Source organism: Shinella sp. Sh6 (assembly GCF_055392685.1).
This window is the reverse complement of record NZ_AP044006.1, coordinates 365033-379343: the sequence shown is the minus strand read 5'-3', so window position 1 is coordinate 379343 and position 14311 is coordinate 365033. Positions and strand designations below refer to the sequence as shown.

12 protein-coding genes are annotated in these 14311 nt (G+C 65.1%); 5 read left to right on the top strand and 7 right to left on the bottom strand.

Annotated features, from left to right (window positions below):
• Positions 1–3: 3 nt before the first annotated feature.
• The 3 genes from ACZ5TO_RS20170 to ACZ5TO_RS20160 form a co-directional block, all read right to left on the bottom strand.
• A complete protein-coding gene (locus tag ACZ5TO_RS20170; RefSeq protein ID WP_464800979.1) occupies positions 4–2067 on the bottom strand; it encodes an oxidoreductase in 2064 nt (687 codons plus the stop codon).
• Between the two features lie 9 nt (positions 2068–2076).
• Complete coding sequence (locus tag ACZ5TO_RS20165) at positions 2077–2916, bottom strand: sugar phosphate isomerase/epimerase family protein (RefSeq protein ID WP_184146651.1); 840 nt, start codon at positions 2914–2916, stop codon at positions 2077–2079.
• A 117-nt stretch (positions 2917–3033) separates the two neighbouring features.
• Complete coding sequence (locus tag ACZ5TO_RS20160) at positions 3034–4515, bottom strand: FAD-dependent oxidoreductase (RefSeq protein ID WP_464800978.1); 1482 nt, start codon at positions 4513–4515, stop codon at positions 3034–3036.
• A gap of 139 nt (positions 4516–4654) precedes the next feature.
• Here ACZ5TO_RS20160 and ACZ5TO_RS20155 point away from each other — a divergent pair, with 139 nt between their 5' ends.
• From ACZ5TO_RS20155 to ACZ5TO_RS20145, 3 genes are read left to right on the top strand one after another with little or no spacing between them, the layout of a single operon-like run.
• Positions 4655–5656, top strand: coding sequence for an SIS domain-containing protein (locus tag ACZ5TO_RS20155; RefSeq protein WP_464800977.1), 1002 nt, complete (start codon positions 4655–4657; stop codon positions 5654–5656).
• Between the two features lie 18 nt (positions 5657–5674).
• Complete coding sequence (locus ACZ5TO_RS20150; protein ID WP_184146657.1) at positions 5675–6385, top strand: GntR family transcriptional regulator; 711 nt, start codon at positions 5675–5677, stop codon at positions 6383–6385.
• A gap of 10 nt (positions 6386–6395) precedes the next feature.
• The gene (locus ACZ5TO_RS20145; protein ID WP_184146659.1) at positions 6396–7334 is read left to right on the top strand and encodes an ornithine cyclodeaminase; all 939 of its coding nucleotides are present in this window, start codon (positions 6396–6398) and stop codon (positions 7332–7334) included.
• A 4-nt stretch (positions 7335–7338) separates the two neighbouring features.
• Here ACZ5TO_RS20145 and ACZ5TO_RS20140 read toward each other — a convergent pair whose 3' ends face one another.
• The 3 genes from ACZ5TO_RS20140 to ACZ5TO_RS20130 form a co-directional block, all read right to left on the bottom strand.
• Complete coding sequence (locus ACZ5TO_RS20140) at positions 7339–8127, bottom strand: amino acid ABC transporter ATP-binding protein (RefSeq protein WP_464800976.1); 789 nt, start codon at positions 8125–8127, stop codon at positions 7339–7341.
• Positions 8127–9050, bottom strand: coding sequence for an amino acid ABC transporter permease (locus tag ACZ5TO_RS20135; RefSeq protein WP_184146661.1), 924 nt, complete (start codon positions 9048–9050; stop codon positions 8127–8129). Before ACZ5TO_RS20135 ends, ACZ5TO_RS20140 begins: the two co-directional genes overlap by 1 nt.
• Positions 9051–9116: 66 nt before the next feature.
• On the bottom strand, positions 9117–9962 hold the full coding sequence (locus ACZ5TO_RS20130; protein ID WP_184146663.1) for an ABC transporter substrate-binding protein: 846 nt from the start codon (positions 9960–9962) through the stop codon (positions 9117–9119).
• Between the two features lie 260 nt (positions 9963–10222).
• Between ACZ5TO_RS20130 and ACZ5TO_RS20125 the strand changes: the two genes are divergently transcribed.
• Both ACZ5TO_RS20125 and ACZ5TO_RS20120 read left to right on the top strand, forming a co-directional pair.
• Positions 10223–11311 carry a LacI family DNA-binding transcriptional regulator gene (locus ACZ5TO_RS20125; RefSeq protein ID WP_184146665.1) on the top strand — a complete coding sequence of 363 codons (1089 nt, stop codon included), beginning with the start codon at positions 10223–10225 and terminating at the stop codon, positions 11309–11311.
• A gap of 202 nt (positions 11312–11513) precedes the next feature.
• On the top strand, positions 11514–12401 hold the full coding sequence (locus ACZ5TO_RS20120) for a PfkB family carbohydrate kinase (RefSeq protein WP_184146667.1): 888 nt from the start codon (positions 11514–11516) through the stop codon (positions 12399–12401).
• Between the two features lie 500 nt (positions 12402–12901).
• On the opposite strand, the gene nhaA is transcribed toward ACZ5TO_RS20120, so the two are convergent.
• On the bottom strand, positions 12902–14107 hold the full coding sequence (gene nhaA / locus ACZ5TO_RS20115; RefSeq protein WP_464800975.1) for a Na+/H+ antiporter NhaA: 1206 nt from the start codon (positions 14105–14107) through the stop codon (positions 12902–12904).
• Between the last annotated feature and the right edge of the window lie 204 nt (positions 14108–14311).

Genomic DNA, 14311 nt, shown 5'->3' with positions numbered 1-14311 from the left:
TCCTCAGAACTGCACGCCCAGCCGCAGCGCATCCAGCATGGCGGCGTGGACGGAGCGGCTGCTGACCGCATCGCCGATCCGGTGCAACTCGAAACCGGCCGCCGGCCGCGCGCGCAGGGGCGCGGGATCGACAAGCGTCACGATGTCCGTGACCCCGTCGTTCGACGAGAGAGGCCGCAGGCCATCGAAGAGCTCGTTCATCGGGATCGTCCCGTGCTCGACGATGACCTGCGCGTGGATCGAGCGCCGTTCCCGCCCGGTCAGCAGGTGGCGCAGCACCGCTTCGCGCCGCCCGTTGCGCATGGCGACCGAAACCAGCTCGTATTCCAGCAGAACCTTTACATCGTGTTCCGCGAACGCCTTGCGATAGGTGATGCCGGAGTGATGCTCCATTTCCGGCGCGACGGAGGGATCGCGGGCGACGAAGGTCACGGCCTTGCCGGCCGCGGCGATCTCGGCAGCTACGGAGGGCGCAGGATGACGGCCGGTCGCGTCGTAGACCAACACGTCGCCGTTGACCTGCACCGGGTTGGCGAGCGCGTCAAAGACGCTGAGACACAGCTCGCTTCCCGCGACGGGGCCGAAATCCGGAATGCCGCCAGTGGCGAGGAGGACGAGATCGGGCACCTCGGCCAGAACGTCCGCCGCCTCGGCAAAGGTGTTGAGCCGGACGTCCACGCCGAGCCGCTCCAGTTCGGCGATACGCCAGTCGACAATCCCGGCGAGATCGCGCCTGAGACGGGCCTTGGCGGCAAGGACGAGTTGGCCGCCCAGCCGGTCGGCTGCTTCCAGCAGCACGACACGATGCCCCCGTTCGGCCAGCACCCGCGCAGCCTCCAGCCCTGCCGGCCCGCCGCCCACGACGACCGCCCTGCGTTCCGCGTGCGCCGAGTGCTCGATCACCTGCGGCAGCCAGGTCTCGCGTCCCGTCGCCGGATTGTGGATACAGTGCACCGGGCGGTAGAGACAGTGCGAGGCGCCGACGCAGGGGCGGATCTCCGCTTCGCGGCCCGCGCGCAGCTTGTTGACGATCTGCGGATCGGCCATGTGCGCCCGCGTCATGCCGACCATGTCGACGATCCCCGCGCCAACGGCATAGCGCGCCGTGGCGACATCCGCGATCTTGGCCGCGTGGAACACCGGCAGGCCCGTTTCCGCCTTGAACGCGCCGACCCTGCGCAGCCAGGGTGCGGAGGCGGCCGTCATGTCGGGGATGTTGTAAACGAGGAGGTTGAGGCGGGTATCGAAGCGGCCGAAGATGCAGTTGAAGAAATCGACGAGGCCCTCACGCTCCAGCACGTTGGCAATCGCGACTGCCTCGGCGAAACCCAGGCCGTCCGCGTGGTCCTCGTCGATCGTGTAGCGGATGCCGAGCGGGTATTCCGTCCCGACGGCCGTGCGGATCTCCTCGTAGACCATGCGCAGGAACCGCATCCGGTTTTCCAGCGAGCCGCCGAAGGCGTCGGTGCGCCGGTTGACGAGCGGCGACAGGAACTGCCCGATCAGATGACCGCCCGTCATGGTCTCGATACCGTCGAGCCCACCCTCCTTCGCCCGCCGGGCCGCCGCACCGAATTCACGCACGATGCGCGCGATGTCATGGCGATCCATCTCATGGGCGAAGGCGCGGTTGTAGTCCTCGCGGGAATGGGAGGGGCCGAGCGCCGGCAACCAGGCGCCGACCGTGGCATTCGCCCGGCGGCCGACATGGGATATCTGGCACATCACCGCCGCACCATGGCGGTGGATGCGATCGGAGAAGGCCCGGAACGCCGGAACGACCGCATCGCTCGATACGTCGAGCTGCGTGCCGCCCCAGCTCGTATCGGCGGAGATGCGGGCCGAGCCGCCGAACATCGTCAGCGCGAGGCCGCCCTTCGCCTTCTCCTCGTGATAGCGCTGATAGGCCTCGAGCGGATGGCCGCCCTCGTCGAGGGCGGTCTCGTGGCTGGTGCTCATGATCCGGTTGCGGAGCGTAAGCCGGCCAACCTGCAGCGGCCGCAATAGCGGGTCACCCTTTTCCCGCACGGGCGGCACCTGTTTCCCGGATGGCGTCCTGTCGTCCATCTTCCCCTCCTATGCCGGCCCGAGGGCCTTGCGCATCGCCTCGACGCATCGCTTCAAGGGCGGGGTGGGATCGACATTGTATTTCCAGTTGGTCAGCTCGATCGTCAGCGCCCCCTCGTAGTTCTGGCTCCGCAGATAGGCGACCAGCCCGTCGAGATCGATGATGCCCTCGCCCCAGGCAAGATGGCTACCGTCGGCATCCGAGTCAGTGAAATGCACATGGGCGATGCGGCCGGCGAGATGGGTGAAATAGTCTTCCGGCTGTTCTTTCGTCATTACGGCGCCCGCTACGTCATAGACGGCGTGGAGCGCCGGGCTTGCGAGCGTGTCCATGAGGGCGCGGATCTCCTTGGCCGAGCGGACGATGTTGGCGAAGGAATCGGGCAGCGACTCCATCCAGAGATCGACGCCGAGCCTTGCCGCGCGGTCGCACAGGATGCCCATGGAATCGACGCAACGCTCCAGCGCTTCGGCGGCCGGCTCGTCGCGGTAGCCGCCGCCGGCCGTCACCAGCAGGGCCGGCGCGCCGCATTCGACGGCGAATTCCATCGATTCCAGGAAATAGCGCACCGATCGATCGCGCAATTCCCGCTCCTTCGCCGAGATGTTGACGGGGTAGATGCACTGTTCCGGCGTGAAGGCGACGATGTCGAGGCCCATGCCGCGCACCTTCCGTCCGAGCGCCCGCGCCTCGGCCAGCGTCTTGTCACCGATATAGAAATGCGGAGCGGCGGCCCAGAGCTCGATGCGGGAGACGCCGGCATCGCACACATCGGCCAGAAAGCGGTCCATCGTGTGCCGGACATAGTGGAAGTTCATCACGCTGATATTGCGCTCGTCGAGTGCCATTGCATTTCCTCCGCTCGTCGCCGCCCCGCGGCCATTTCAGGATAATTCCACTGCCTTATATGATAACGTTCTCACTTCGCATTGCACGTTGATATCCCCCTCGCCGTCCTATTCCGCTTATGAGCGAAGACCGAATTCGCGGGCGGTTTCGGCGACGAAGGCTGCGACCTCGGCCGCCCTCTCCTCCTCCGTCCAGCCGAGGTGCCGGGCGGCCAGGCGCGCGGCGGTTTCCGCGTGAGGAAGACCGAGATCCGGCTCCCATCCGACGGACAGGCGGCGGCGCAGGATGTCCGAGAGCGTACGGGCCTGCTCGTGCAGCACCGCATGGTTGACGGAGGCTTCCGTGACGCCGTCGAGACCATCGAGAGATGGCGCGGCGGGATCGAGCGGGCGCGGCGGCCCGGAGGGCTTCAGCCGGCGGGAGACCGCCCGCGTGAGCCGCCGCCCGGCGTCGCGGTGAGTCATCAGCAGGCCACCCGTAAAGGTGAAGACGTTCGGCAGTCCCTCGTCGGTGAGGTCGTGCTCCCGCACCGCCGGCGCCGAGCCCTCGCCGTCGCCTGCAAGGCTGCGCGGCCGCACGCCGGCCCAGGAATAGAGCACGTCCTCGCGACGTGGAGAGAGACCGGGAAACAGCCGTCCGAGCTGGTCGAGGATCGCGGCGATCTCCGCCTCGCTCGCCCGAAAACCTTCGGGCCTCCCGTCCGAGGCGGAATCCCACGGGCCGACATAGTGCAGTTCGCCCCAGGGGATCAGGTAGAAGGGCGCGCCCGCGGCGGTGACGGTCTCGAAGCCGATGCCGCGCAGGCTCTCCGGCAGACGCAGGACGATGTTCGTGCCCTTCTCGCCGGTGTTCTTGCGAATATGCGGCGCGCCCGCGAGCGCGGTGATCTCATCGACCCAGACGCCCGCGCAATTGACCACCGCGCGCGCCAGCACGTCGCGCGATCCCTCGGCCGCCGTCAGCGTCACGCGCCACAGGCCGCCCCCGCGCGCGAGCGCCGTCACCGCCGTGTGGTTCAGCGCCTCCATGCCGATCGCGCGCGCCTTCATCACGGTATCGACGACGATGCGCTCGGGCCAATGATACTGGTATTCCGTGAAGGTCATCGCGCCGCGGATGCCTTCGAGCCCCGCCATGCCTTTCAACGCCTGATGCGTCCGTGCCTCCGACGCGGACAGGATGCGCAGGTCGAGCGGCACGCGGCCGCCGTCGCTCGTCGCCATTAGCCAAAAGGCCAGCCGCGCCTTCCAGCGAGGAACGGCGTTCTCCTGCGTCAGGGGGATGATGAACGTGACGGGCCTCACCCGCTCGGGCGCGGTGCGGACGAACTCCGCCCGGCCCTGCATGGCGCGGCGCATGAGGCTGAAGCATTCGATCGCGCTTCTCGGCCGGGCGAGAAAGGCGGCGATTGATCCGCTGGCGGCCGAAAGATAGCCGAGCCCGCAATGCTGCAGCCGCGATGTCTTGCTGGTCGTGCCCGCACCGTAATCGTCGCGCTCGACGAGCAGCGTGCGATAGCCCGCCGCCGCCAGATGCTGCCCGGCCGCCGCGGCGATGATGCCGCCGCCGACGACCACGGTGTCGTAAGTCTGGGTCACGTTCAGATCCGCCTTCGGCAGTAGATTTCGATGCCTGATGTGAGAACGTTCGCAAAATTTCGTCGCCGGTGTCAACCCCACTTGACGCGACGACCGGGATTATAATACGTATTATGACGTCATATAGAAAGGTACGACCATGCCCCTGCCCTCCGCCTTCGACGCCGGCGTCGCCGCGGCGCTCTCCGCTCTCGACGCGAAATCGGTGAAGCACGTCTTCTTCGTCGCCTGCGGCGGCTCGCTGTCGATCATGCATCCGGCCAAGTTCCTGCTCGACCAGCATTCTGCGCTGCCGTCGGACGTCTACAACGCCGCCGAGTTCGTGGCGCGCGCCCCGCGCGCGCTCGACGGCAACTCGCTGGTCATCCTCTGCTCCATGACGGGCACCACAAGGGAAACCACCGCCGCCGCCGAATTCGCCCGCGCGAAGGGCGCGGCGACCATCGGCCTCACGGTCGAGCCCGCCTCCCCGCTCGCCAAGGCGGTCGACCATGTCGTCGGCTTCGAGGCGCCCTATACGACCGGCGTGCCGATCGACGCCAAGGACAGCAACTATTCGCGGATCTACCAGATCGTCATGGGCCTCGTTGCGCTCATCGGCGGCGAGGACCTGACGGAAACGCTGATCGAAAGCCTCCAAGCACTCCAGCCGGCCATCGACCGCACCCAGGCGGCCTTCGCGCCGATGTTCGAGGACTACGCCCCGCGCTTCGCCGGGGAAGACGTGATCTACACGGTCGCCAGCGGCGCGAGCTACGGCGCGGCCTATTCCTTCGCCATCTGCGTGCTCATGGAGATGCAGTGGATCAATAGCCAGGCGATCCACGCGAACGAGTTCTTCCACGGCCCCTTCGAGGTGTTGGACAAGGATCGCGCCTTCATCCTCATGAAGGGCCTCGACAGCACGCGGCCGCTGGAAGAGCGCGCCGACGAATTCCTCCACCGCTTCGGCTCGGCGGAGAACATCCTGGTCCTCGACGCCGAGAAGCTCGACCTCACCGGCATCGATCCGCGCTTGCGGGGCAATGTCGTGCCGCTGATCTTCTTCGACACGCTCTGGCGTTTCGCCTATAAGATCGCCGACCTGCGCAAGCACGAGATGCTTCAGGCGCGGCGCTACATGAAGAAGATCGCCTACTGACCGGGCCTGGAAGGGCGGATGGACGACCAAGCACAGCTTTTACCGCTCTATGAACAGGTCCGGCGTTCGATCCTGGCGGGCATCGAGGCCGGCCAGTTCGCCGAAGGCAGCTTCCTGCCGGCCGAACCCGAACTGATGGCGTTCTACGGCGTCAGCCGGATCACGCTGCGGCGCGCCATCGGCGATCTTTGCGCCGACGGCCGCCTGCAGCGCCAGCAGGGCCGCGGCACCGTGGTGATGCCCGACAAGGTGCGGCAGACGCTCGTTTCGCTCTCCGGCTTTTCGGAGACCATGGACGGTCTCGGGCGAAAGGCCGGCCACCGCATCCTTGCCCGAGACGACAATCCCGACGCGCCGGCCATCCGCGAGCGCCTGCGCGCCGCAGCCCTGATCCGTTTCGACCGTCTGCTGGAGGACGGCGGCAGGCCGATGACGCTGGAGACGCTCTGGTTCGACGCGGCGCGTTTCCCCGAAATCGTCGAGCCGGTCGCGGCGGGCGGTTCCTTCTTCACGGCGCTCCGCGACAAGGCCGGCATCGTACCGGCGCATGCGGAGCGGCAGATCGATGTCGGTCTCGCCTCCGCCGGCGAGCGCGGCATTCTCGCGGTGACGGCCGCTCAGCCGGTCTACCGGATAGAGAAGATCGTCACCGACCGCGAGGGGCGCCCGCTCGCCCTGTCGCAACTCGTCACCCCAAGCCATCTGGTCACGTACACGATCAAGACCTGAAAGGTTCGACATGCACGTTTTCGACGCCGCCGCCGTCCACGCGGCGCTTGACTGGCCCTTCCTCATCGAGGCGTTGCGCAAAGCCCATCTCGGGCCCATGCCGGCTTCGGACGTCCTCGTGCAATCCGATCCGGCAGGCGGCAAGGCCCAGTTCGTCACCCTGCCCGGCTGGGCGCCTGGCGGGCCGGTCGTCGTGAAGATGGTGGGCGTCTTTCCGCAGAACGCATCCCTCGAGCCGCCGCAACCCGCCGTCCAGGGACTGGTGGCGCTCTTCGACGGGGCGACCGGCGCACCGCTGCTTGCCGCGGACGGCGCGGCCATGACCGCGCGCAAGACCGCCGCCGATTCAGCGCTCGGCGCATCAATCCTGGCCAGGGAGGATGTCGAGGATTTGCTGATCGTCGGAGCCGGTGCGCTCGCGCCGCATTTCGCCGAGGCGCATCTTGCGGCCAGGCCCTCGCTCCGTCGGGTTACGATCTGGAACCGCACTGCGGCCCGGGCGGAGGCGGTCGCGGCGCAGTTGCGCGAGAAGGGCATCGACGCCTCGGCCGGCACAGATCTCGACGGCGCGGTCGCGCGCGCCGACATCGTGTCCTGCGTGACCATGTCGGACACGGCGCTGGTCAAGGGCGCGCTCCTGCGGCCGGCCACGCATCTCGACCTCGTCGGCGCCTATCTGCCGACGCTGCGGGAAGCGGACGACGCGGCGCTTTCGCGCGGCACGATCTTCGTCGACAGCCGCAACAACATGGAAGGCGGCGGCGACCTCTCGCAGGCCGTCGCATCGGGCGCGATCACCTGGGAGGCCGTGAAGGCCGATCTCTTCGAGCTTGTCCAGGGCCGGAGCGAAGGCCGCACCGGCGCCGATCAGATCACCGTGTTCAAGAACAACGGCGGCGCGCATCTCGACCTCTTCACCGCCGCTGCGCTTTCGCAGACGCTCGGCTGACGCCTCACGCGTCGGCGAGCACCCGCGCCAGGAAGGCCCGTGTGCGATCTTGCTGCGGACGCGTCAGCACATCGACCGGCCGGCCCTCTTCGACGATCACACCACCATCCATGAAGATCAGGTGGTCGGCGACGTCGCGTGCAAAGCCCATTTCATGCGTGACGACGACCATGGTCATGCCGTCGTCGGCAAGCTGGCGCATCACGGCCAGCACTTCGCCGACGAGTTCCGGATCAAGCGCCGAGGTCGGCTCGTCGAACAGCATGACATCCGGCTTCATCGCCAGCGAACGGGCGATGGCCGCCCGCTGCTGCTGGCCGCCGGAAAGCTGCGCCGGATAGTAGCCCGCGCGCTCCTCCATGCCGACGCGTTCCAGAAGCACCATCGCCTCCTCGATCGCCGTGACGCGCGGCACGCGCTTGACCTGCACCGGCGCCTCGATGACGTTCTCAAGCACGGTCTTGTGCGGGAAGAGGTGGAAACCTTGGAAAACCATGCCCATGCGCTGGCGCTGCCGGGCAAGCTCATTGAAGCTCATCTCGTAGAGCTTGTCGCCCTTCCAGCGCACGCCGACAGGCTCGCCGCGCAGGAAGATCGCACCGCCGGTCGGCTTTTCGAGATAGTTGAGGCAGCGCAGGAGCGTACTCTTGCCCGAGCCGGAGGGTCCCACAATGCAGGTCACGTCGCCGCGCATCACCGCGACATCGATACCGCTCAGCACCTCATGCGCGCCGAAACTCTTGCGTAGGCGCTCCACCTTCAGCAGCGGCTCGGCAGTCGTCTGGTCGTTCATCAAAGGGCCTCCTGCTGGCGCGCGAAGAGCCGGAAGGAGAAGAGCCCGCCCGCCTTCTTCGCGCCGGTGCGATGTTCGGATTTCAGTCGGTGCTCGACGGCGTGCTCGCTCACCGTCAGGACCGTGGTGAGCACGAGATACCAGATGGTCGCGACGATCAGCAGCGGCACGGTCTGGTAGGTGCGGGCATAGACCATCTGGGCGGAATAGAGCAGATCGGGCAGCGCCAGCACGGAAACGAGCGAGGTGAACTTCAGCATCGAGATCGTGTCGTTGCCGATGGGCGGGATGACGATGCGCAGCGCCTGCGGCAGAACGATGCGGCGCAGCGTCTGGCCGCGCGTCATGCCGAGCGTCGCGGCCGCTTCCGTCTGGCCGGCACTGACGGCCTGGATGCCGGCGCGGATCATCTCGGCGGCATAGGCGCTCTCGGTGAAGGCGAGCCCCATGATGGCGGCGCTGAACGGGGTGATGAGCTGGTTGGTGTTCCAGGAAATGAGCTTCGGCCCACCGAACGGAATGCCGATCGATATCTCGGGCAGAAGGAGCGCCAGGTTGTACCAGAAGATCATCTGGACAAGCGGCGGCACGCCGCGGAAGAACCAAATCCAGCCCCAGCTTACGGCCTGGAAGACGCGGCTCGCCGACAGGCGCATGATGGCGAGCAGGACGCCGATCGCAAGGCCGAGCACCATGGCGAGGAACGTCAGGAGCAACGTCATGCCGAGGCCCGACAGGATGGCGGGGCTCAGCATGTATTCGGCAACCACGCCCCACTGCATGTTTTTGTTGGTGACGAGCACCTGCACAAAGACGACCGCCAGGACGGTGATAACCGCTCCGCCCACCCAGTGGCCGATCTTTGGCACCGCGATGGGCTTGACGTCGTGGATCGAGGGGCGGTGGGGCGGTTCTTCAGACATCATCGTTTCCTGTGCCGGTCGCAAGCCTCCGCCCCGGCCCGGGTCATCCCGGGCCGGGGAACGGTTCTAGAGGTCCGCCGGATTTTCTTCCGTGATCAGGAGCGCCTTGCTCAGCATCCCGGAATCGTCCAGACCCCACTTGGCCATGATCTTCTCATAGGTGCCGTCGTCGATCATCGACTGAATCGCATCCGTCATGACCTTACCGAGCGGATCGCCCTTGCGCACGCCGATGCAGCTATTCACCGGCGAGAGGACCAGTTCGGACACCTTCAGGTCTCCGGTCTGCTTAGCCATGTAGGCGAGCTTGACGGAGCCGGCGACGGTCGCCTCGGCGCGCTTCGAGCGGACGGCGAGTTCGGCCTGGGCCTGCGTGCCGTGCGTCTGCACGGTCAACGGGTGGTCCTTGCATTCGTTGGCATTCAGCCTTTCGACGAGCCCGAGATCCCACGAGCCGTTCAAGACCGCGACCGTCAGGCCGCAGGTGTCCGTCGCGGCCTTGATGTCGAGCTTGCTGTCCGCGGGGTAGGCAAACGAGGTCCCGATCTTGCGCTGGGAGACGAAATCGAGCGTCTTCAGGCGCTCCGCGGTCGTGCCGAAGGACGAGAAGCCCGCGTCGAAGCGCTTGGACTGAAGACCCGGAATGATGGCGTCGAAGCTCGTCCCCTCGAAGGTGAAGGGCACGCCGAGGCGATCCTCCATCTCTTTCGCGATATCCACGCTCCAGCCCTTGAGCTGACCGTCGGAATCAAGGAATTCGTCGGGCGCCCAGTCGTTGAAGACCGCGGCCTTGATGCCGTTGTCCTTGTATTCCTGCGGCAAGGCATCGTGCAGGGCCGGGATGACATCGGCAAGCGCCGGCATCGCCAGCACCGCGCTTAGAACACAACCGGCCAGAATAGACTTGAACATGACATCCTCCTTGTCGTGCGGACCCGGCGGGACCGCGATTCGTTCTCTGGTTCCCTTGCTAATGATGGCGAGAACGTTCTCACATATGAGACACAGTCATCGCCCGCTCGTCAAGCGCCGTTTTGCGCGGAATGATTCGGAAAGGGCGTTGAAAACGGCCATCGATCTGGTAATGCCTGTAAAAAGACTGTCGATTTTTTGCGAGATCCGCATGATGAAATTCTCATTCGGCAGGCCCGGAATGTGAGAGGGAAATGCTGATGGCTCCAAAAAGCAAGGCGACGATCGCAGATGTTGCACGCGCAGCAGGCGTTTCCACGGCGACGGCGGGGCGCGTGCTCGGCGGCTACGGCTATACCAGTGAGGAGAAGAAGGAGCAGGTCCTCAAGGCCGCCCAGAATCTCGGCTATCGGCCTAACGCGCTTGCCCGCAGTCTCATCACCGGCAAAACGCGCACGCTCGGCGTCGTGGCCGGCGATATCCAGAATCCCTTCTATGCCTCGGTCCTGCGCGGCGTTTCCAATGTCGCCGAGGCCAACGGCTTCGGCCTTCTGATCACCAATAGCGACGAAGCGCAGCCGAAGGAGGTCCATTCGGTCGAGCTTCTGGCGCAAAAGCAGGTGGACGGACTGATCGTCACGCCCAGCGACACGCGCAGGGCGCGGCACTTGCACAGCCTCAGGGCGATGGGCGTGCCGCTCGTGCTGATCGACCGCGCGGTCGCCGGCCTGATGGTGGACCGTGTGGCGACCGACAACATCGCCGCCGCCGAACAGGCCGTGCGCCATCTTATCGCGGCAGGGCACCGCCGGATCGGCATCGTGGCGGAACTCGTCGACGAGGAGCGCGGCGGGTTGGATGCGTTCCTGGCGCGCGCCGTTGCCGGCGATCCGATCGAAAGCGAAACACTCTATCCGAGCTGGCAGCGCCTTCTTGGCTATATCCGGGCGCACAGGATCGAGGGCCTGCCCGTCGATCCGCGGCTCACGCTCAGGGCCGGCAGCTATTCGGCCCTCGCCGCGCAGGCGGTCGTCCCGCAGCTGATAACGGCGCCCGATGCGCCGACGGCACTCTTCACCACCGACGGCACCATGTCCGAAGGCACCATGCGGGCGCTTGTGGAACTGAAGCGTTCCATTCCGCAGGATCTCTCGATCATCTGCTTCGACGACCTCGACTGGATGAGCTTCCACCGGCCCGGCATCACCACCGTCGCCCAGCCGCGCCTTGCTATGGGCGAGGCCGCCGCGCGGATGCTGCTGGAGCGCATTCGCGGCGAAGACTATCCGCCGCGCACCGTGCTGATGCCTGCAGAACTCATCGAACGGGGTTCCGTCGCACGGCTCTGACTACTCGAAGCCGCGGCCCATTCTTTTCCGCTTTTCCCGCGCATATTCATGCGCGAACGATCACCTGCGGCACCGGAACCGCCCCTTCGATTGGCCCCGCCAGCAAATCGAATGCCCTTTTCCGCCGAAATCATTTGCCTTTCGCGACGCGGCCTTGTAGGTGAGAGAACGTTCTCAGCTTCGTCTCAGGAGAGCCTGCCAGATGCCCCGCCCCGTCAGAATCCTCGCCTTCGGTGACAACGTGGTCGATTGCTACCGCGACCAGAACCTGATGTTTCCTGGTGGGAACTGCGTGAACCATGCGGTCTTCGCCCGCCGGGCGGGCGCCGAGGCGGCCTATGCCGGCGCAGTCTGCGAAGACGAGGCGGGCCGCCTTATCCGCCGGGCGCTGATCAAGGAAGGCGTCGACGTCTCGCTATTGCGGATGGAACCGGGACAGACCGCCTATTGCGTGATCGAGACGCAGGGCGGTGATCGGGTGTTCGTCGGGGCCAATCTCGGCGTGTCAATCATCGCGCCCACAAACAAGGATTTGGCGCGGCTTCAGGAAGTCGATGCGGTCCACACTGGCAGATCGAGCCATGTCGATGCATGGCTGCCGCGCTTTGCTGAGGTGACGAAAGTCTCCTACGATCTCGCGACTGTGCACGATCCCCGACGCATCGCCCTTGTGGCGCCGCACTGTTTCCTTCTTGCCTTCTCCGCGGGCGGCGTCTCGCGCGCGGAAGCGCTCTCGCTCGCCCAGCTTGCCCGGTCGGCCGGCGCCCGTTGGAGCCTCGTCACCCGCGGCATCGAAGGCGCTCTTCTGGTCGGCGAAACCGGCGTCTTTGAAATGCCGGCCCGACCGGTCGACGCCGTCGACACGTTGGGCGCCGGTGATACCTATATCGCCAACGTCCTCGTCGGCCTGCTGAACGATCTGCAGCCCGAGACCGTCTTGAAGAGGGCCACGGAAGCTGCCGCGCAAACCTGTCTGATGCGTGGCGCCTTTGGGCATCAGGCAACCATGACCATCGATCTGTCGAACATGATGAGCCTGGAGGAGGTCTACCGCTTTACCCGCCCTGCGGAAGCGCCCGAGGCGGTTTGAAAACGGCAGCGCAAGCGGCTTGGAATCGGGCCTCGTGGGGCAACGTTCTGTTGGGGCCAACCTTGTGGATGCAATGCTGCCGCGTAGGCGTTTTCCTCGGAAACCGCGCAGACGTCCTGGCCCTGGCACCACGCTTTTGGGGAAGCTGCTCCGCCATGTGCCACTGCATTCAGTGCGGTGCACACGGCGGAGCATTTCACCATGGATTCCCGCTGTCCAGCAGGCTTGGGACCGGCATCAAGCCGCAGCACGGCACGTCAGTTCGATCATCTCAACGCATGTAGTGATAGATCAGTGGCCCGATCGCCAGTCCATAGATAACCGCGCTTAGCGCGATCCCGATCGCCGTGCCGAAACGTGTGGCAACATCAAGGTTCTTACTGACGTCCATCGCGTGATCCTTCCCCAACGAAGGTACATTGGAAAGAAATCTTAACGTTGTCCAGCGCGCAGGTGCGCTTTTCAAGCGCACCGCCGCAGTTGGGCTATAGGGCACAGATCTACTGTACGTGAAGATCAACACGTTTCGTTCGCCTGCCGAACAGACCGAGGAAAATAGCTCCCAGTGCACCAGCAGCCACGGATCCCGTCAGGATTCCGATCTTTACATGGTCCTGGACGATTGGATCACTGAAGGCGAGGAGGCCGATGAACAGGCTCATCGTGAAGCCGATCCCGCAAAGAAGGGCAACCCCGATTAACTGGCCCCAACTCGCCTGTGCCGGCAGGTCCGCGAGATCGAGCTTGACCAGAAGGGCGACCGTGCCGAGGACACCGATAAGCTTGCCGAACAGCAACCCGGCGGCAATGCCCAACGTGATCGGTTCGCCCAGCACGTCCATGGTCACGCCGGTAAAGGAGACACCGGCATTCGCGAAGCCGAAGATCGGCACGATGAGGAATGCGACCGGCTTATGAAGCGTATGTTCGAGCTTATGTAACGGCGATTGCGCAGGCGTTGCCTCGGGCATGCCCGGCGTCGCCTTCAGAGGGATCGTCAAAGCCAACATCACGCCCGCGAGCGTCGCATGAATACCCGAAGCGAATACAAGGAACCAGAGCAACACACCAAGCGCCAGATAGGGCCAGAGCGTAGTGACTCTCATGCGGTTGAGACCATAAAGCGCGGCCAGAATCGCTGCGGCTGCACAAAGCGCCATGATATTCACATCTGCGGTATAGAAAATAGCAATGACAACCACCGCCCCGAGATCATCGAGAACGGCGAGCGCCGTTAGGAAGATTTTCAGCGATGCCGGGACGCGCGAGCCGAACAGGGAGATCACGCCGAGAGCAAAGGCGATGTCCGTCGCCGTCGGAATAGCCCATCCTCGCACCGCCGCCGGATCGCTCCAGTTGAAATAGAGGAAGAACAGCGCTGGCACGGCCATACCACCCGCCGCCGCCGCGCCCGGAAGAACACGTCGGCTCCAAGTTGACAGTTGACCGTCAAGCATCTCGCGTTTGATCTCAAGACCCACTAGCAGAAAGAAGACGGCCATCAAGGCGTCGTTGATCCAGTGCCGCAGGCTAAGTGGCCCGATATAGGCGTGGAGCAGATGGAAATATTCCTCCGCGAAGGCTGAGTTCGCGGTGACAATGGCAAGAACTGCAACTGCCATCAAGACGATGCCGCCTGAGGCCTCGGCATCGAGAAACTGACGAAGAGTCGACTGGATGCGGCCTTTGAGAACCGGTGAAGACATGGGTTCGCGCTCCTCCGCTGGAAGGTTGATCGAAGTCTCCGTCGATTTCGGGGAACCCGCAGCGCACGCAGCACACGCCGCGTTCACACTTAGTGGCTATATCTGTCTGAATCCAGTCATGATCGAACCGAAGGCACCTTTAAAGTCCACCGGGCAAACAGTCAAACGAAGTCGACGTCCGGACGGATGACGGAATCCTATAAG